This window comes from Flavobacterium gossypii (genome assembly GCF_014138495.1).
GTDB lineage: Bacteria > Bacteroidota > Bacteroidia > Flavobacteriales > Flavobacteriaceae > Flavobacterium > Flavobacterium endophyticum.
Genome location: NZ_JACJIS010000002.1, coordinates 94049 through 110602 on the forward strand (window position 1 = coordinate 94049; position 16554 = coordinate 110602).

General features: G+C 43.0%; 17 protein-coding genes. 8 read left to right on the forward strand and 9 right to left on the reverse strand.

Translation table 11 applies throughout. From position 1 onward, the window contains the following. The first annotated feature begins 49 nt into the window (after positions 1-49). Together GGR22_RS10350 and GGR22_RS10355 are read left to right on the forward strand one after the other, a co-directional pair. Positions 50-1234 carry an MFS transporter gene (locus GGR22_RS10350; protein WP_182493602.1) on the forward strand — a complete coding sequence of 395 codons (1185 nt, stop codon included), beginning with the start codon at positions 50-52 and terminating at the stop codon, positions 1232-1234. 57 nt (positions 1235-1291) lie between these two features. Then, on the forward strand, positions 1292-2200 hold the full coding sequence (locus tag GGR22_RS10355) for an SDR family oxidoreductase (protein WP_182493603.1): 909 nt from the start codon (positions 1292-1294) through the stop codon (positions 2198-2200). 124 nt (positions 2201-2324) lie between these two features. Here GGR22_RS10355 and GGR22_RS10360 read toward each other — a convergent pair whose 3' ends face one another. From GGR22_RS10360 to GGR22_RS10375, 4 genes are all read right to left on the reverse strand, one after another. Then, complete coding sequence (locus GGR22_RS10360; protein WP_182493604.1) at positions 2325-2786, reverse strand: hypothetical protein; 462 nt, start codon at positions 2784-2786, stop codon at positions 2325-2327. Between the two features lie 81 nt (positions 2787-2867). Next, on the reverse strand, positions 2868-3998 hold the full coding sequence (gene chrA / locus GGR22_RS10365; protein ID WP_182493605.1) for a chromate efflux transporter: 1131 nt from the start codon (positions 3996-3998) through the stop codon (positions 2868-2870). Between the two features lie 254 nt (positions 3999-4252). Further along, positions 4253-4885 (reverse strand): class I SAM-dependent methyltransferase, encoded by a 633-nt coding sequence (locus GGR22_RS10370; protein WP_182493606.1) that lies wholly within the window; start codon positions 4883-4885, stop codon positions 4253-4255. A 36-nt stretch (positions 4886-4921) separates the two neighbouring features. Then, positions 4922-5278: a winged helix-turn-helix transcriptional regulator gene (locus tag GGR22_RS10375; protein WP_182493607.1), complete on the reverse strand. Its 357-nt coding sequence runs from the start codon at positions 5276-5278 to the stop codon at positions 4922-4924. A 125-nt stretch (positions 5279-5403) separates the two neighbouring features. Here GGR22_RS10375 and GGR22_RS10380 point away from each other — a divergent pair, with 125 nt between their 5' ends. Continuing rightward, positions 5404-6198, forward strand: a complete 795-nt coding sequence (locus GGR22_RS10380; protein ID WP_182493608.1) for an SDR family oxidoreductase — start codon at positions 5404-5406, stop codon at positions 6196-6198. A 20-nt stretch (positions 6199-6218) separates the two neighbouring features. Beyond that, a complete protein-coding gene (locus GGR22_RS10385; protein WP_182493609.1) occupies positions 6219-6542 on the forward strand; it encodes a nuclear transport factor 2 family protein in 324 nt (107 codons plus the stop codon). A 53-nt stretch (positions 6543-6595) separates the two neighbouring features. Here the strand turns inward: GGR22_RS10385 and GGR22_RS10390 are convergent, their stop codons facing one another. Further along, positions 6596-7114, reverse strand: a complete 519-nt coding sequence (locus GGR22_RS10390; protein ID WP_246336948.1) for a DUF1801 domain-containing protein — start codon at positions 7112-7114, stop codon at positions 6596-6598. Between the two features lie 66 nt (positions 7115-7180). On the opposite strand from GGR22_RS10390, the gene GGR22_RS10395 reads away from it, so the two are divergent. Continuing rightward, positions 7181-7711 (forward strand): hypothetical protein, encoded by a 531-nt coding sequence (locus tag GGR22_RS10395; protein WP_182493610.1) that lies wholly within the window; start codon positions 7181-7183, stop codon positions 7709-7711. 50 nt (positions 7712-7761) lie between these two features. Here the strand turns inward: GGR22_RS10395 and GGR22_RS10400 are convergent, their stop codons facing one another. Beyond that, entirely contained in the window at positions 7762-8811 is a 1050-nt protein-coding gene (locus GGR22_RS10400) for a glycosyltransferase family 9 protein (protein WP_182493611.1), read from the reverse strand. A 230-nt stretch (positions 8812-9041) separates the two neighbouring features. After that, complete coding sequence (locus GGR22_RS10405; protein ID WP_182493612.1) at positions 9042-9944, reverse strand: T9SS type A sorting domain-containing protein; 903 nt, start codon at positions 9942-9944, stop codon at positions 9042-9044. Between the two features lie 228 nt (positions 9945-10172). On the opposite strand from GGR22_RS10405, the gene GGR22_RS10410 reads away from it, so the two are divergent. Continuing rightward, positions 10173-10538: a hypothetical protein gene (locus GGR22_RS10410; protein WP_182493613.1), complete on the forward strand. Its 366-nt coding sequence runs from the start codon at positions 10173-10175 to the stop codon at positions 10536-10538. Positions 10539-10593: 55 nt separating this feature from the next. Continuing rightward, positions 10594-12012: an aminotransferase-like domain-containing protein gene (locus tag GGR22_RS10415; protein WP_182493614.1), complete on the forward strand. Its 1419-nt coding sequence runs from the start codon at positions 10594-10596 to the stop codon at positions 12010-12012. A gap of 75 nt (positions 12013-12087) precedes the next feature. Here the strand turns inward: GGR22_RS10415 and GGR22_RS10420 are convergent, their stop codons facing one another. Both GGR22_RS10420 and GGR22_RS10425 read right to left on the reverse strand, forming a co-directional pair. Further along, positions 12088-12813: a LytR/AlgR family response regulator transcription factor gene (locus GGR22_RS10420; protein ID WP_182493615.1), complete on the reverse strand. Its 726-nt coding sequence runs from the start codon at positions 12811-12813 to the stop codon at positions 12088-12090. Then, a complete protein-coding gene (locus tag GGR22_RS10425; protein ID WP_182493616.1) occupies positions 12810-13652 on the reverse strand; it encodes a sensor histidine kinase in 843 nt (280 codons plus the stop codon). Before GGR22_RS10425 ends, GGR22_RS10420 begins: the two co-directional genes overlap by 4 nt. A gap of 378 nt (positions 13653-14030) precedes the next feature. Here GGR22_RS10425 and GGR22_RS10430 point away from each other — a divergent pair, with 378 nt between their 5' ends. Further along, a complete protein-coding gene (locus GGR22_RS10430) occupies positions 14031-16406 on the forward strand; it encodes a TonB-dependent receptor domain-containing protein (RefSeq protein WP_182493617.1) in 2376 nt (791 codons plus the stop codon). The last annotated feature ends 148 nt before the right edge of the window (positions 16407-16554 follow it).

The window sequence follows — 16554 nt, forward strand, 5'->3', positions numbered from 1 at the left end:
CCCTATCCTCCCTGCCTAATTTTGTACCCGAAAGTTTAATTACAATAATATGGATACAATCATCAGCGGGGATACTACCAAAACCTCTTTTTATGCCGCGATCGCTCCGATTATCTTATCGGTATTCGCAATTTACCTTACTATCGGAATAACGCTGGGCATACTGCCCGGTTACATACAAAACAGCCTTAAATTCGGAAGCGTTACCGTGGGTATCGTTATAGGACTGCAAGCCTTGGCAACGCTATTGACAAGAGCCTATGCAGGCAAGACGACCGACACCAAAGGCGCAAAAGTCAGCACCCGTTTGGGTACCATCCTTACGACAACGACGGGCATCTTGTACGTTGCCTCTACGTTTTTTATGTCAAACCTATCTTTGGCGCTTGGGATTATCTTGGTCGCAAGGATGATACATGGCATTGCCGAAAGCTTATTTCTTACCGGAGCCTTGACTTGGGGAATCGGCTTGGTGGGAGCCCAAAAATCAGGACGGGTAATGACCTGGAACGGTATTGCCATGTATGCCGGAATTGCGATTGGCGCGCCTTTGGGCATCGGAATGACGAAAATCTTCGGGATTGAAAGCGCCTTTGCTACCCTCGTGCTTTTGTCGATCATCAGCTGGCTTATTATCAAAAAGCTTCCTACCCTATCTGTAGACTTAAGTCATGTTCGCACGCCGTTCTACAAAGTAATCGGCAGCATAGCCGGACAAGGATTGGCACTGGCCTTTTCGTCGATAGGATTCGCCTGTATTTCGTCTTTTATCGCTTTGTTCTTTGTCCAAAAACAATGGGGCGATCCTTCGCTGGCCTTTGTCTGCTTTGGAGTTTCGTATGTGCTTGTCAGGGTCTTTTTTTCTTCGTTTCCTGACAAATACGGAGGGCTTAAGGTGACCTTGTTCTCGTTGCTGATCGAAATCCTTGGACAGCTTTTAATCGGATTCTCTACTTCAAAATTCATGGCCATAGCAGGATGCAGTTTGACAGGCGCAGGATTCTCGCTCATATTTCCGTCATTGGGCGTTTTAGCGATAAAAAAAGTGAATCCGCAAATGCGCGGCACCGCTTTGGGAGCGTATGCGGCCTTCTTCGACTTGTCGCTTGGAATCGCCGCTCCTATTGCCGGACTTGTCGCCAGCTGGTTCGATTATCAATCTGTCTATATATTCGGCGGAGTCAGCGCGCTGCTCGCCATCGTTGTCTTGTTGCTTGGAAAGAACAAAGCCTAAATCGGCACGAACGTACTTTATTACTCTCAAATATCCACTAATCAAAAAAACATACAAATGAAAATAGTCTTAACAGGTTCTCTTGGAAATATCGGAAAACCACTCACGCGCGAACTGGTACAGAAAGGACATGCAGTAACCGTCATCAGCAGTACCCTTGAAAGAAAAAAAGAAATCGAGCAGCTGGGCGCACAAGCCGCTATCGGCAGCATGTTTGATGCCGACTTCTTGGCCGCTGCTTTTAAAGGTGCCGATATCGTTTACCTTATGGAAACTATGGAGGCAGCCGGAGATCTATTCGACAAGGAAGTCGATTTTATCAGCCGCATTACAGAAATTGGCCGCAACTATAAAAAAGCCATCGAACAGTCTGGTGTACAAAAAGTCGTGCACCTGAGCAGTGTCGGCGCGCATACAGACACCGGAATCGGCATCCTGCTTTTTCACCATAATGTCGAAAAGCTCTTGCGTCAATTGCCCGAAGCCGTTTCCATCAAATTTATCCGTCCGGTCGGATTTTACATCAATATGTTCTCTTTTGTGCAGACCATCAAGTCGAAAGGTTCCATCATTTCAAACTACGGCGGCGATACGAAAGAACCGTGGGTATATCCGACCGATATCGCCAGCGCGATAGCCGAAGAAATAGACCGTCCGTTTGATGGAAGAACCGTGCGTTATGTCGCCAGCGACGAAGTGGCTCCCAACGAAATCGCCAAGGTCTTGGGCGAAGCCATCGGCAAGCCCAATTTGCAATGGCAGGTCATCTCAGACGAACAGCTGCTCGACAATTGGCTGCGCATCGGCTTTAATCCTCAAGTCGCCCACGGTTTTGTCGAAATGCAGGCCAGCCAAGGCAATGGCTCGCTCTATGAAGATTATTACCGCAACAGGCCGGTCTTGGGCAGCGTAAAACTGGCGGAGTTCGCGGCAGAATTTGCGAAAGTTTACAGTAATCTTCTCTAGCTATGAGAAGCACAGAATCAATACGTTATAATAGGCTACAATAGGCTCTCGTATCGTATGTTTCTAAACAGAAAATCCTGATGCAATGCATCAGGATTTTTTTATCTGCTTGTGCGAGGCTTACTTATTTGCCTTTTTTTCCATGTCCTTTTCCTTCCCCATGTCCTTTGGCTTTGCCTTGCGCCTTGTTATTACCTTTTCCAGGCTTAGCGCCGATAGTCTTTTGTGGTTTTCCCTTATAGCCTTTGGCATATTTTATTTTATGGGCTTTAAAATTTGCATAGGGAGCATTGCCTCTGTAATCTGTCAAAACAACCTTGTAGCCGCCATAAAGATCGTAGTTTCGATACGCCACAGGCAGTGTCCTGCCATGAATCCATTTACCCTTGCTGATATAGATATAGTCAGAGGTCTGTATGTCATAATAGGTTTCAATATCGGGAAGATAATAATAACGGACATCTGTATAGCCGACAGGCCCCCACGCCGGAGGGTTTCCTATGTTCACATTGACATTTACCTGAGCTTGAGAAATCGCAGATATCAAAAGCAACATACCAAAAATTAATCTTTTACTACTTTTCATAAGCCAAAATTTTAAATTACTACTGTCCTGTTAGGAATTAAACTGGAACTAAGATACGACATAATAGTATATGGCATTTATTTAAAATTGATATAATACAAAGCCCAGCAAAGCGCCTCCCAATACGATCAGTGCACTATTGATATTCTTGAAGCGGAATACGACAAAAGCACTGCTAAGAGCAATAATAACGGTATCGGAATCGTAAATTGTTTCTCTGCCCATTGCAAGGCATACTGAGGCTATGATGGCTACAGAAGCGACATTTACCGCATCAAGAAAAGCGGATAGCATTTTGGACTGGCGTATTTTTTTCATCAGGGGATTGAGCAGTGCCACAAATATAAATGATGGGAGAAATATTGCAATGGTAGATACTGCGGCTCCCGTGAAGCCGTTAATTTGGTAACCAATAAAAGTAACAGATGAAAAAACGGGACCCGGCGTAAACTGACCTACAGCAATAGCATCCGTCAATTGCTGCCTACTCAATAATCCTGTTGCTACTAATTCAGTATCTAAAAAAGCAAACAATACATAACCGCTTCCATACAAGATAGCGCCTATTTTCAGAAAGATGAAGAACAGTCGGATAGTTGTATCGGAGAATAAGCTACTGCCGCTTAGCTGTAAAAACAGAAACGGTGCAACGTTTTGTAAAGTAGATGTCTTTCTGCTTGCGAAAGAATAAAACACGACAGCCAGCAAGCCAGCCCCAAACATAAGGTAAATTTCATTGATATTGAACAGAGAGGCTGTCAGTACTCCGATACCAACAATTACTAAGAATAGTGATTTTAAGGATTTCCTTGCCAACGGATAAACTGCTCCGATAATTACTGCAATAATCGCAGGCTTGATGCCGTAAATAAAAGGCTGCACTTCAGGCAATTGTCCGTATTGTTGGTATAGAAAAGCAAATATACCGGTGATGAAAACAGCAGGAAGAATAAAGCTCAGTCCTGCTGCTAGCAAGCCTTTCCATCCTCCCTTCTCATACCCAATGTGTATAGCCATCTCGGTACTGTTGGGTCCGGGTATAAGATTGGTAGCACCGAGCAAGTCTAGAAAATGCTGTTCGCTCATCCATTTTCTTTTCAATACGACTTCTTGCTGCATCATAGCAATGTGCGCTGCAGGACCGCCAAAGCCAATAAAGCCCAATTTTAGAAATAGCTGTATGATTTTTTTTATACTGACTTTAGCTTCCATTGTCTCTTTTCTTCGCTGTGGAATATGCCGTCTTTAGGCATGCTAAAATAACTATAAAAGCTATAATAATTGTCTGTGCAGATCATACTTTTTACTTTGATAATAATCGAATAGATAAACCAAGACTGCAAAATTGTCATCTTGCTTCTTTGGTAGTGCAACTGCTTTCACAGTCCCTATTATTGTCTTTCCTTATTTAAAAAAAAGCCTTCAAAATCAACAATCTTGAAGGCTTTTTTACTACGGATTATCTTCTAAAGCTGACCCGCTTCTTTCTTGCATTTGATCAAGAAGAACGGCTGGCTTTCCTGAATCTCAGTAATTTCAAACAATCCGGCCTTGCCAAACTCGGCATGGATGGATTCGGTATCATAAAAGAACAGCTGTGCTCCCGCAAAGATTTCATAACGGTCTTTGCCCACAAGCGTTCCCTGTCCGTAGGTAGGCGCTTCTTTCGAGATTACCGTAAAGACCATATGGCCATTGTCTTCTAGCTGATTGTAGCAGTCCTGAATCAGCTTTTCTCTTTCGTGCGTATCTAATAGATGGATTAGGGCATAACAAAATACGCCATCGTATTTGTTGGCATCAAAAGGCATATCGGTTACAGAACCATGGTGGATGACCATATCCGTTCCGTAATGCTTTCTTGCCATTTCGATAGCCGTTTTTGAAATCTCTATTCCGGTTACGGTCATGCCGCTTTCTTTAAAAATCTGGGCATTCCGTCCATAGCCGATTCCGGGTATCAGGAGGTTCTTTACGCCTTTTTCCACAAAGAAATCTTTTGTCGCTACTGCCGACTTAGCAGGCTCAAAGCCCCACATCTCCTGCTTTTCTTCAAAAGCGGTTTCCCAAAACTCTGGCTTTCCGGTTTCGTCTGTCATCCTCTTATTTGCTTACATGATTCGTCTTGCAATGTACTATAAATTTCTTTTCAAGATAACTTCCCTCAGTCGTTCTTCGTGCTCGTCTCCCCATTGTCCCAAAGTGGCAATAACAGGAATCAAGGTCTTGCCGAATTCGGTAAGGCTGTACTCTACTTTTGGCGGAACCACGGGATAGATCTTTTTTGCAATCAATTCGTGTTCTTCCAGTTCTTTAAGCTGCATCGTCAGCACCCTTCGGGAAGCGTCGGGAATTTTGCGTTGCAATTCGCTTGGGCGCTTATGCCCTTCATTGATAAACCACAGCAAACGGACTTTCCATTTGCCATACAGTACCTCGCCTATCAGGTCAAGGCCGCAGTTTAAACTCAACGGAATCTTTCTTTCATACATACTACAAAAATAATCCATTGTCTCAAGCTGTACAATATAGGATAAATTTATCCCTATGCAATTCGTTTTTCCGTACTTGTACAAACTGATTGTATGTCCCAACTTTGCACTAAACAAATGTAAAAATGGAACACGAATTTAATTTCAACAATGAGTTGTCAGGCAAGATTGCCTTGGTGACTGGCGGCACAAAAGGTGCCGGAAATGCTATTGCAAAACGACTGCTACAAGCAGGCGCAACGGTAATCATCACGGCGAGAAATACGCCCGAAACAGCAAACGAAAACCTGCATTTTATTTCGGCAGACCTGAGCAAGCCTGAAGGAACGCAAAAAGTGGTAGATGAAGTTTTAGGAAAATACGGCAGGCTCGATATTCTTGTAAACAACCTAGGCAGCTCCGAAACACCGAGCGGCGGTTTTGCCGTATTGGATGACGAGGCTTGGGAAAGTACGATACAAGCAAATCTGCTTGCTCCTGTGCGTTTGGACAGGAAGTTTTTGCCCCAAATGATCGAACGCAAAGGCGGCGTTATCATCCACATTGCTAGCATACAGGGCAAATTGCCTTTGTATGATTCTACTTTGCCTTATGCGGCGGCAAAAGCAGGATTGATAAACTATAGCAAGGGATTGTCTAACGAAGTAGCGCCAAAAGGTGTCCGCGTATTGACCGTATCGCCAGGCTGGATCATGACGACAGCCTCCACAAGAATGATGGAACGGATTTCAGCAAGTTCAAACCGCACTATTGAAGAAGCCACGCAAAGCGTAATGGACGCGCTTGGAGGCATACCTTACGGCAGGCCAGCACAGCCAGAAGAAGTAGCAGAACTTGTCGGTTTTTTGGTTTCGCCGCGAGCGAGCTATCTGACCGGAACTGAATATATCATTGATGGGGGTACCCTCCCAACAATTTAATAACTCTAAAAAATAAAATCATGAATTTACCCAATAGTATCCTTGAATTAGTAAAGGCGCAAAACAACTTCGATAGTATCGCCTATGCCAACTGTTTTGCAGAAACAGCTACCGTTTTAGATGAAGGCAGGGCGTATACTGGAACAATTGAAATTGAGAAATGGATTGCCGAAGCGAACCAGAAATATAAAGCCGTCATGAAACCGATCGGCTATACGGAATCAGGCAGCTCAAGTATTCTGACAACAGAAGTTTCAGGCACATTTGAAGGAAGTCCGCTTATCCTGAATTATCATTTTGAGATTATCGACGGACTGATCCAGTCGTTGGAAGTAACGGCATAAGAAAATACGAATCGGAATGCTTGCTCTTTTGCTCTTCGCATTCGATGCTGCTTTTACTTTTTATCCAAAGAAGCGGCAATCATTCCTTTCAGGACATCCAAATCAACATCGGCTAGCTTGTTGATATAAAGACAGCCTACGCCTGTCTTATGCTTGCCGAGTTTTTTAAGAGCCTCGGCGTGTTCTGCTATGCCCACGCTGATGTATAGAGACAGATTGGCCTTGCGCGGCGAAAAGCCTATCTTGAGCCAATCTACTTCTCTTCCTGTGGCAGCGCTCTTGTATCTTTTAGTACCAAACCCGATGAGGGAACTGCCCCATAAGACAGGTTCTTCTCCGCTTGCCTCTTTCATCATTTCTAAAATCACAAAACTATCTTTTCGCTTTTGCTCCTCCGGAATCGTATTGATAAAATCTTCTACGCTTGCCACGGTTGGTTTGGTCTTGATCTCTGCCAGTTTTGATTTTTTCTCAGCCATCGTACATCTATTTGGGTTGTTTTCTGTAGTATCCAGCGCAAGAGCCGCTGGTTTTTGTAAAGATAAGAATATGCCGATTGTTATTTTGAACATCCTAAAAAATTTAGTAACTTCACTATACCATCCCTCTTTGATTAGAATACGCAAAAGGAAAAGATTATGGAAAAACTAAATAAGGCCGTTCTTTTTTTGATGATCACGCTCTCGTTCGTCTCCTGCGGCAAGCAGAAAGCAGCTGATTTCAGAAAGGCCATCCTACAAGAAAAACAGATTTCACACATTCTCATTCACGAAAAAGGCTCCGAATCCCGCAAGCTGGACTATCTCATACAGCATGATTTCAACAAAGCCTTGTCAGTGGTAGACACGCAGGAAACTGAATTTGACGCCATCATCAAACAAATTGAAGCACTCCAGCCGGATGATCTGGCTATGGGACAGCAGCTGAAGCAGACAGCAGCGGGCTATTACAAATCCTTAAAAGAGCTGCACTTGTACTCCAGGCAAGAAATAGCGCAAGAAATCACAATCAAAAACTCCAAAGGCGAACAGCTGGATAAGGAATTAGATCGCTTGCTCGAGCTTTCTAAAGAAAAACGAAAGCTGTATCAAAACGTGTATGAAGCAGAACGGTTATTTTCGAATGCCATGCGCAAATTCAATGAAGCGAACGATCTGGATCCGGCCTAGTTTATATAGCGTACCGATTTATACCATTAGAAAGGAACTTATACCCTTCTTTAACCGATACGACTCCTGATAAGGGCAAGGCATCCCTCAATTCCTATCTCCTCCGTATTGACAGCCAAGCTAGTATTGCCATAAGGCTGGTAGGTAGTACTATCCGTAACCGAAAAAAGCCCTACCGTTGGCGTATGCACCGAACTTGCCAAATGCATGATACCGCTGTCTGCCCCGACAAAAACATCGGTATTGGCTATAACAGCACCAATTTCTCGTACATCTTTGCTGTAGAATGACGGAGCCTGGAAAGAAATCTGCGAGACCTTTTCGATAGGCAGTATTTCAAGAATGTTGCAATCCGGAAACGCTTGCTTCATGGCCTCGTAAAAATGAGCCCACCAATCGCATGAATAACACTTATGTCCCGTCGCATACGTAAAGAGGGAAATCGTCTTCTTGCCGTCTCCTACTAGTTTTTGTACGATGCCTTTACCTTTCTGTAGCTCAGCAGGGCTTAATTTAAGATCGAGCAACGGAACCGCCCCGCTTCGTTCCGGAAGGCCGCAATGCAGCAAGAAATCACGGAAATAATAGACTGGAAACTTGGCCATGTGCTGCGCATTTTCATACCGAGAAGCAATCATGCCTCCTTCGTCATTGCCAAACAGCTTGTACTTTCCTCTGGCAATCCAAGTGGCCAGTCTTCCTGACGAGGAATAGCTGACGACATTGATAATCAAGTCGTAGCGCGTCCTGCGAATGGCTGTCCATTTTTGAAAGTACTTAAAAAGGCTCTTGAAGGGCTTCTTCGGCAGCTTGATCGTATGATCGATAGCGTCATAATTCTCGAAAAGTATCGGAGCCAGATTTCCTTTTACCATAAGGTCGATCTTGCAGTTTGGAAAAACGGCTGTAATTTCCTGCACCAGCGGCGTGACCAAGAGCAGGTTTCCCAAACGTCCGTTAGGCCTGCAGATCAACACTTTTTCGATCTTGATGTTTTCAGGAGTCTCCTTTATTTTGGGATAGCTGCAGCTCCCGATATTTTTGGTAAGGCCTTTCATAAAAGCCCTGCGCCTGCGGTTTATTTTTTTTAGAATACCCATGTCTGTCTCATTGAGAACCTTATAAGTTATTACATATTTATGGCCTGCACGATAAGCCAAAACAGCGGTTGTAATATCTTAAATTCCTACTGCAGCAAGTCTCTGTTTATATAATTAAATTGTTAACTTATTTCGAGCCTGAACCAAGCTTTTTGAAAAGAAACCGATACGCATAAAAAAATCCCGCTGCTTTCGCAAAGGGATTCTTATTTCAAAAGGTTGGTAAAACCTTATTGCTTTACAAATCGTTTAGTAGCGGCCGTACCGTCTTCCATACGAAGTTTTAGGAGATACACCCCCGAAGCCAAATCGTCTACCGACACTTTGTTTTGTTCTACGGCTGCCGAGCGTACCAGCTGTCCGGTCAGGGTATAAATTTCGCCCACAGCAGCCTTATCTTCAGATCCGATAAAAAGATTGTCGGTTACTGGATTTGGATATATCGCAATACGGCTCGCCAAACCATGCTCATCAACTCCTAACGTAATGCCGTTCAAGACAATCTGCGGACGCGTTCTTTTGGCTTGCACCGAAGTAGCTGTCGTAGTTCCCGTATAGCTTAGAGGCGGATTTAACGGATCGGCATTCTCCGCTGCCTGATCTGTCCTGATCATTAACGACGTTACATCTGTTGTCGCAGCAGCTTGATAGAATTTTATCGTATTTCCGTCATCGCCCGCTTTGTTGGCATCTACCGTAATCACCAAGTTATCCGTTCCATTATAAGCAAAAGGGGTGTCAAACGTAAACCTAAGCGTGGTACCCGTCAGCGTAAAAGAACCGTTGGTCAGTACGTGTGAGTGGCTGGCCACGCTAATCCAGTCCGCACCGGAAGCACCAACTACAGGATTGTAGGAAGCTCTTGAGGTATGGCCTACCCACACATCAATCATCGTATTGGTATTGGCCAGCGAACCGGTAGTGTTTAGCATGAAATCAATCGAAGTAATCGTTCCTGCCGTGCCGATTTCAGAAGCAAAATAAATAGTCTGAGACAATGAAGTCGAATAATAAATCGAGATAGGCGTCGAGAGTCCCGCATTGCTGTCTACAAGAGTCCCCGAACCGATCGGAACCTGCCCAAAAGAGAATGCGCTTGCCATAAGTGCAAATAAAAGTAAAGTTTTTCTCATAATTTATAGGTTTATTGTTAATACATGATAAATATAACATAATATATAGAATAATTTATCTATAAAGGCAATAAGTATCCTAATAACTTATGATGCCGATAAAGTAGGAACAACAAATTATCTTGCTACAGTCGTACGAGCTTATCTGTACCCATTAAAAAACATATTTCTGTATCTGTAACCAAAGACGCCGTCTTCCTAACTTTACTAAACCAAATACGTACAGTCATGGAAACCTCTTTAGAATACCAAGAAACACTGCAATTTGCACAAGTGTATATTACCGACATGGGAGCGCTGAAAAAAATATTTCTTCAAGCCTTTCCGCAAGAACACGACATTACCGCCGCTTTCGGCGTGCCTTTCCTGCTGGCCAAAAAAGAAGATCGTATCGTTGCCTTTGCGAGCCTCGTGCTCAATGCCAAAGAAGCAATCGATTTTGAGGTGTACAATAGTCCCGATATGAATGCAGACGAAAAAGGAATCTTCGTATCTTTCGTGTCCCGCTACCTCAAAGAAAAAGGCACCGGCAATTATAACGATCCAGAGCAATTAAAAGACAGCATCTGCACAGTGCTGAACTGGCTCAACTAATATCCGCAATACTCAATAAACAAGTACGCCATATCTCTAAGAAAACAACAAGCCCATGCAGCGCAAGGAAACACTCTACCTGAAAATAGCCAAGATTATCGAAGATCAGATCCAGAACGAGACACTGCTTCTGGGCGACAAGCTGCCGTCGATACGGAGCGTACAAAAGCTGCATAATGTCAGCATCAATACCGCCAAGCAAGCCTACCTCGAGCTCGAAAGCCGCTCGCTGATTGAATCGCGTCCCAAGACAGGCTATTACGTCAGCAAGACCTCGCAGCGAAAGCTGGCCCTGCCCTCTGTTACCGCTATAGCCGATGCCGGAAAAGGCAAAACCCCAGAAGACCTTATCAGCAAGGTCTACGATACCATTGCCAAGCCCGATGTGACGCAATTTGCCTTGGGACTGCCGGGCAGGAATTTCTTGCCATTAGCCAAACTCAACAAAGGAGTCATCAAGGCCATACGCAGCCGAAGCGACAGCGGTACCGACTTAGAACCGGTGCAAGGCAGCGAGCACCTGCGCCGTGAAATCGCCAAATGGTCGCTGGTCTTAGAAGGCAAAGTAACCGAAGACGACCTTGTCATCACTTCGGGCGCCATGAACGCCATCTATCACGCCCTGATGGCGGTTACCAAGCCCGGCGACTCGGTGGCCATAGAAAGCCCGGCTTATTTTGGCATCTTGCAGGCCATAAAGCTGCTCGGGTTAAAAGCAGTAGAGCTACCGACCCATCCGGTCTATGGCATCGATCTGGATGCCTTAAAAAAAGTACTGCCTGCGATCTCGGCTTGCTGCTTCGTGACCAATTTCAACAATCCGATGGGTTTCCAGATGCCCGACGAAAATAAAAAAGAACTCGTGCGGCTCATCACCGACTATAATGTCCCGCTGATTGAAGACGACATCTACGGCAACCTTTATTTTGGAGCCGAACGCCCTAAACCCTGCAAGTTTTATGACGAAGCAGGACTGGTACTCTGGGCCGGATCGGTTTCCAAAACGCTGGCACCAGGCTACCGCGTGGGCTGGATTGCTCCTGGGCAATTCAAAGACAAGATCATACGCCAAAAGCTAGTGCAGACCGTATGCAATCCGTCGCTCTATTCCGATGTCATTGCTGATTTTCTGGAACACGGACGTTATGACCACCACCTGCGTATGTTCCGCAATAAGCTTTATGCCAACTACCTGCAGTTCCAGCGTGCCGTAGAAACCTATTTCCCCGACAATACCAAAATCTCCCAGCCCAAGGGCGGCTTTATGCTGTGGCTGGAACTGGACAAGAGAATCTGCACCGAAGACCTGTATGATGCCGCCGGCGCCATGAATATCAATTTTGCGCCTGGCAGGATGTTCTCCCAGCACAACCAATACAACAACTGCATGCGCCTTAATTATGCGATGGAATGGAACGACCGCGCAGAAGAAGGTTTGCAGAAGCTCGGCAAGCTCGTAAAAAACAGTATTTAAGTTGCAATACCTCTTTTAAAAACAAAAAGCCTCCCAAAAAGGAGGCTTTTATACTTTTGAAGTTTATACGAATGATCATAAAAAACTCTTAACCCAATCCTGAAATTTGATTTTGTAAGTTTCACCGATAGGAACAATCTTATTTTGAATAAATACCCGGTTGCGTTCTATGGTTTCAATCTGATCGAGCCGAATGATATAGGATTTGTGTACTCGCATGAAAGAAGGTGCTGGCAGTTTTGCTTCAAATTCTTTCAAGGTGTCCAGCACGATTAGTTTTTCGTTTTTTAGATGCAAATACAGATAATCCTTTAGGCCTTCTACCAGCAGCAAGTCGTTCAGGTTTATTTTTACCAGCTTGCCATCGGTTTTTATGAATAAAAACTCATCCTGCTTTTCTTCTGCTTTAGCCAATACTTCTACGGCTGGAGCGGGCTTTTCTTGAGAAAGGGATTCTATTTTCTGTATGCATTTATAAAAACGGTCAAAGGAAATCGGTTTTAATAAATAATCCACCACATTATGCTCATAGCCTTTCAGGGCATACTCGCTATAGGCCGACGTGATTACAAATTTTGTTTTGTTGCCCAACATTTCCATCATCTGCAGGCCCGTAAGTTCTGGCATCTGTATGTCGATAAATAAGACATCGATAGTGGTTTGGGCGATGAGTTCCAGTATTTCAAAAGGATTGGTTGTCGCTTTAACCAATTCAAAACTTGAAATTTTTTCTACATATTTTGACAACAGAGCCACTGCCATAGGTTCATCGTCTAGGATTGCACAGCGGATGATTCTCATAGTTTGATATCTAATTTTACGTAATACATGTTTTCTTTTGTGGTAATGTCTAACAAATGCCTGTCAGGAAAATACAATTGCAGTCGCTTCTTTATATTTTCGATGCCAATGCCCGACTGATGGTCTTTTTTATAATTGCTGATGCTGTTTTGCGTCTGCAAAATTAGATGATTTTTATTTTGCGTCAGCTCGATAGTAAATACCTGTCCCGGATTGTTCAGGATACCGTGCTTAAAGCCGTTTTCTACAAACGGAATCAGTAACAAGGGCGGAATGCGGCATTCCGGATTTTCGATATTTTTCTTAAAAACCACTTGTGCGTCACCCGAAATCCGCATCGATTCTAAAGCAATAAAGTCATCTATATAGGCTACTTCGCGCTGCAATGCAATAGTTTCGTTCTGGCTTTCATACGTCATATACCGCATCAGACCGCTCAATTGCTCTACAGCCGGAAGCGCTTTTTCTGATTTCTCGAATATCAGGTAATAAATATTGTTCAGGGTATTAAATATAAAATGCGGGTTGATCTGCGATTTCAGAAAATTGATTTCTGTCTCGCGTTTGCTCTCCAATAAAACGATTTGCTCTTTTTGCAGGCGCAGCATGTTTACAATAAACCATAAGACAGAAGAAGCCATGATCGGGCGGCTGCCATAATACAGATTGTCATAGATATAATACACAATTGTTGCATCGTTGGAATAATTATGGAAGCCAAGCCATGTGTCGTACAAAACCTCTTCTATCAAATATCGCGTTCCGATAAAAATAACAAACAGCGCCAAAAACGATAGTATGATTCGTTTTACATTTTTCACATCAAAAAACTTGGGCATAAAGACTAAGTAATTCAAATAAAAAATAAAAATATAGATTGCTGTAAAAGAGTAGGTCAATGCATTTCCCGGAGTTTTAAAATCGAAAGATAATATAGGGAAACTGAATGTATTTTGTTCAGGGTCAAATACAGCTAAATCTTGCATTATATAGTACATCCAAAATAACAGATGCAGTAGAATCACATATTTTTTCTTCATGGTTTGGGCTATTTTTTAAAGTGGAAAAGTAGCGCATTACGGAATACTAAAAAACTTTTTTTCGACAAACACCTGTTTTTCTCCGACCAACCTATTGGTCGGATTTTTTATCGCGCTGGTCGAAATAAAAAAAATAAAAACAGTAAAAGTCGAAGATTTGCTGAAAAATAATACACCATGAAAACACCAGCACATTTTTTAATTTGGATCACCTTTTTAATTACTACTTCTCTTTTTGCACAGACGCATGAAGTAAAAGGCATAGCGCAAGCCAACGGCGGGTCGGCAGCATTTTATGATGTCTTATTGATAGCCAAAGATACGATTAAAGGCAAGACTGCCGAAAACGGTTCTTTTACCTTAAAAGCACAAACAGGCGATTACCGCTTAGAAATTTTATATTTTGATAAAGCGGTGCACAAGCAAGAGCTGGCAGTAAAAAACGATATCGATTTAGGAGTGATTTCCTTTGAAAGCAACACCAAGCTGGACGAGGTAGTAATCGAGGCTCCTAAAAAACTGATGGAACGCAAAGCAGACCGCTTTATCTATCATGTAGCCAATGCGACTTCATCTACAGGAGGTACGGCTATAGATGCTCTTAGAACCACGCCTGGCGTTACCGTAACACAAGAAAGCATCAGTATTTCAGGTAAAAATTCGGTTATGGTTTTAATCGATGACAAGCCTACTTATATGGGACAGGCAGAACTGATGAATTATCTCGAAAGTATCAGCGCCTCCAATTTGGCAAAAATTGAAGTGATTACTACGCCGCCAGCCAAATATCAGGCCGAAGGCAACAGCGGTATCATCAATATTGTTACCAAAAAAGTCAAGAAAGACAGCTGGAATGCTTTAGCAGGCGGAGCGTATCAGCGTGGACGAAGAAACACGCAACAGTACAATACGGCATTCAACCTGCAAAAGAATAAGCTGACATTGAGAAGCTCTCTTTCTACAGGAATACGACGCTCTTTAATCAATTGGGACAATGATATTTATTATCCAGATGCTTTTTGGAAGAATGAGAGCGGCTCTGACGGTAAAAATCGTTATGTAAACGGACAATTGTCTCTGGATTATCAGCTGACAAAACAATGGACGATTGGTACCAAAGTTTCTTCCTATGCTTCTAAGTTTACCGATTCGCAGCCACAGCTTACGACTCTTTTTGATCAAAAAGGAGGCAATATCCAGCAGTTTATGAAGAATAATGCGGCCTCAAACGATAAGACTTATCAGCAGATTTACAATATATACTCAGAATATAAATTGGATACTTTGGGCAAAAAAGTGATGGTGGATGTTGATTTTGTAAACTACCACACGCCAACTTTCAATGAATATGCCTACGCAAACTATACGCCGGCAAACGAACTGATTGCCAACTCTGAGCATGCAGGTATCAATGATGTAGACATCAAAATACAAAATCTATCCGTCAAAGTAGATTTCGAATTGCCAACCAAAATAGCTGATTTTACGGCTGGCGCCCGATTTTCCAATTCAAAATCAGACAACCTGATTAATGCCTTTAAGCAAGACGAAAATGGCGAAATGGTATACGATACCAACCTGTCGAATTATTTCGAATACACCGAAAAGAATGAAGCGCTTTATATTTCGGGAAGCAAAAAGTTCAATGAAAAATGGAATATCCAGTTAGGCCTACGCTTAGAGGCTACCCAAACGGATGGATTTTCGAGAGAAGCCAATAATCGCCATACCAATGATTACCTGAAATTGTTTCCTACAGTATATGTACTGCATCAGTTTACAGAAGACAAAAGTCTTGGGTTCAATTATTCGCGCCGTATCCGTCGTCCGAGCTACGAAAGCCTGAATCCTTTCCGTACGATCAACAACGAATTTAGCTACAATGAAGGAAATCCGTTTTTGAAGCCGTCATTTACGCATAATTTTGAAGTGACCTTTACGTATAAGACATTCGATTCCCGAATCGGTTTTTCAAGCATGAAAGATGGCGTAAACCAAGCTTCTATATTAAATCCGGATACAAAACAGAACAATTATATCTGGATGAATTATGTCAACGAAGACATGCTTAGCTTTACGCAGAGTTATACGGCAAAACCGACACCGTGGTGGACCAGCGTGAACAATCTTAATTTCAGCTACTCCGAATCAGACATTGTCGTTTCTGACAAAAGGAATAAGGGAACCTCTACGTCTTTTTTCTCAACCAATGATTTTACATTAAATAAAAACAAGACGTTTTTCATGAGCCTTAGCTATTTCCAGAATTTTGGGGAAACGTTCCAGAATTCAAGCTTAAAACCGTATGCCAAATTTTATGCTACGGTAAAATACCAGATGCTTGATAAAAAATTAGAGCTGGGCATTAGCGGAACCGATATCTTTAACGGACGTGAATATTCAAAACAGAAAATGTATGGGGTAACCCAGGAATTTAAAAATGTTTGGGACACGCAACGCATACGTTTTTCATTGACGTACCGTTTTGGCAACAGCAATCTTAAGACGAAAGAACGCCAGTCGGGCAATTCTGAGGAATTGAACAGATTGTAAAGAGCTATTCATTTTGATAACTAAACCCCTTTGTACAGAAGGGGTTTTTCGTTACGTTTCTTGCGCCCATTTTCTTTGTAACGGAAGCTGAAAGATCTATTCGCAGATATTGCCTTTCATTTATCCTATCAATTAATTACTTTTACCT

Excerpts from the sequence above, each read along its gene's own strand:
- GGR22_RS10350 (WP_182493602.1), top strand. The coding sequence starts at position 50 with ATGGATACAATCATCAGCGGGGATACTACCAAAACCTCTTTTTATGCC.
- GGR22_RS10355 (WP_182493603.1), top strand. The coding sequence starts at position 1,292 with ATGAAAATAGTCTTAACAGGTTCTCTTGGAAATATCGGAAAACCACTC.
- GGR22_RS10360 (WP_182493604.1), bottom strand. The coding sequence starts at position 2,786 with ATGAAAAGTAGTAAAAGATTAATTTTTGGTATGTTGCTTTTGATATCT.
- chrA (WP_182493605.1), bottom strand. The coding sequence starts at position 3,998 with ATGGAAGCTAAAGTCAGTATAAAAAAAATCATACAGCTATTTCTAAAA.
- GGR22_RS10370 (WP_182493606.1), bottom strand. The coding sequence starts at position 4,885 with ATGACAGACGAAACCGGAAAGCCAGAGTTTTGGGAAACCGCTTTTGAA.
- GGR22_RS10375 (WP_182493607.1), bottom strand. The coding sequence starts at position 5,278 with ATGTATGAAAGAAAGATTCCGTTGAGTTTAAACTGCGGCCTTGACCTG.
- GGR22_RS10380 (WP_182493608.1), top strand. The coding sequence starts at position 5,404 with ATGGAACACGAATTTAATTTCAACAATGAGTTGTCAGGCAAGATTGCC.
- GGR22_RS10385 (WP_182493609.1), top strand. The coding sequence starts at position 6,219 with ATGAATTTACCCAATAGTATCCTTGAATTAGTAAAGGCGCAAAACAAC.
- GGR22_RS10390 (WP_246336948.1), bottom strand. The coding sequence starts at position 7,114 with ATGTTCAAAATAACAATCGGCATATTCTTATCTTTACAAAAACCAGCG.
- GGR22_RS10395 (WP_182493610.1), top strand. The coding sequence starts at position 7,181 with ATGGAAAAACTAAATAAGGCCGTTCTTTTTTTGATGATCACGCTCTCG.
- GGR22_RS10400 (WP_182493611.1), bottom strand. The coding sequence starts at position 8,811 with ATGGGTATTCTAAAAAAAATAAACCGCAGGCGCAGGGCTTTTATGAAA.
- GGR22_RS10405 (WP_182493612.1), bottom strand. The coding sequence starts at position 9,944 with ATGAGAAAAACTTTACTTTTATTTGCACTTATGGCAAGCGCATTCTCT.
- GGR22_RS10410 (WP_182493613.1), top strand. The coding sequence starts at position 10,173 with ATGGAAACCTCTTTAGAATACCAAGAAACACTGCAATTTGCACAAGTG.
- GGR22_RS10415 (WP_182493614.1), top strand. The coding sequence starts at position 10,594 with ATGCAGCGCAAGGAAACACTCTACCTGAAAATAGCCAAGATTATCGAA.
- GGR22_RS10420 (WP_182493615.1), bottom strand. The coding sequence starts at position 12,813 with ATGAGAATCATCCGCTGTGCAATCCTAGACGATGAACCTATGGCAGTG.
- GGR22_RS10425 (WP_182493616.1), bottom strand. The coding sequence starts at position 13,652 with ATGCCCAAGTTTTTTGATGTGAAAAATGTAAAACGAATCATACTATCG.
- GGR22_RS10430 (WP_182493617.1), top strand. The coding sequence starts at position 14,031 with ATGAAAACACCAGCACATTTTTTAATTTGGATCACCTTTTTAATTACT.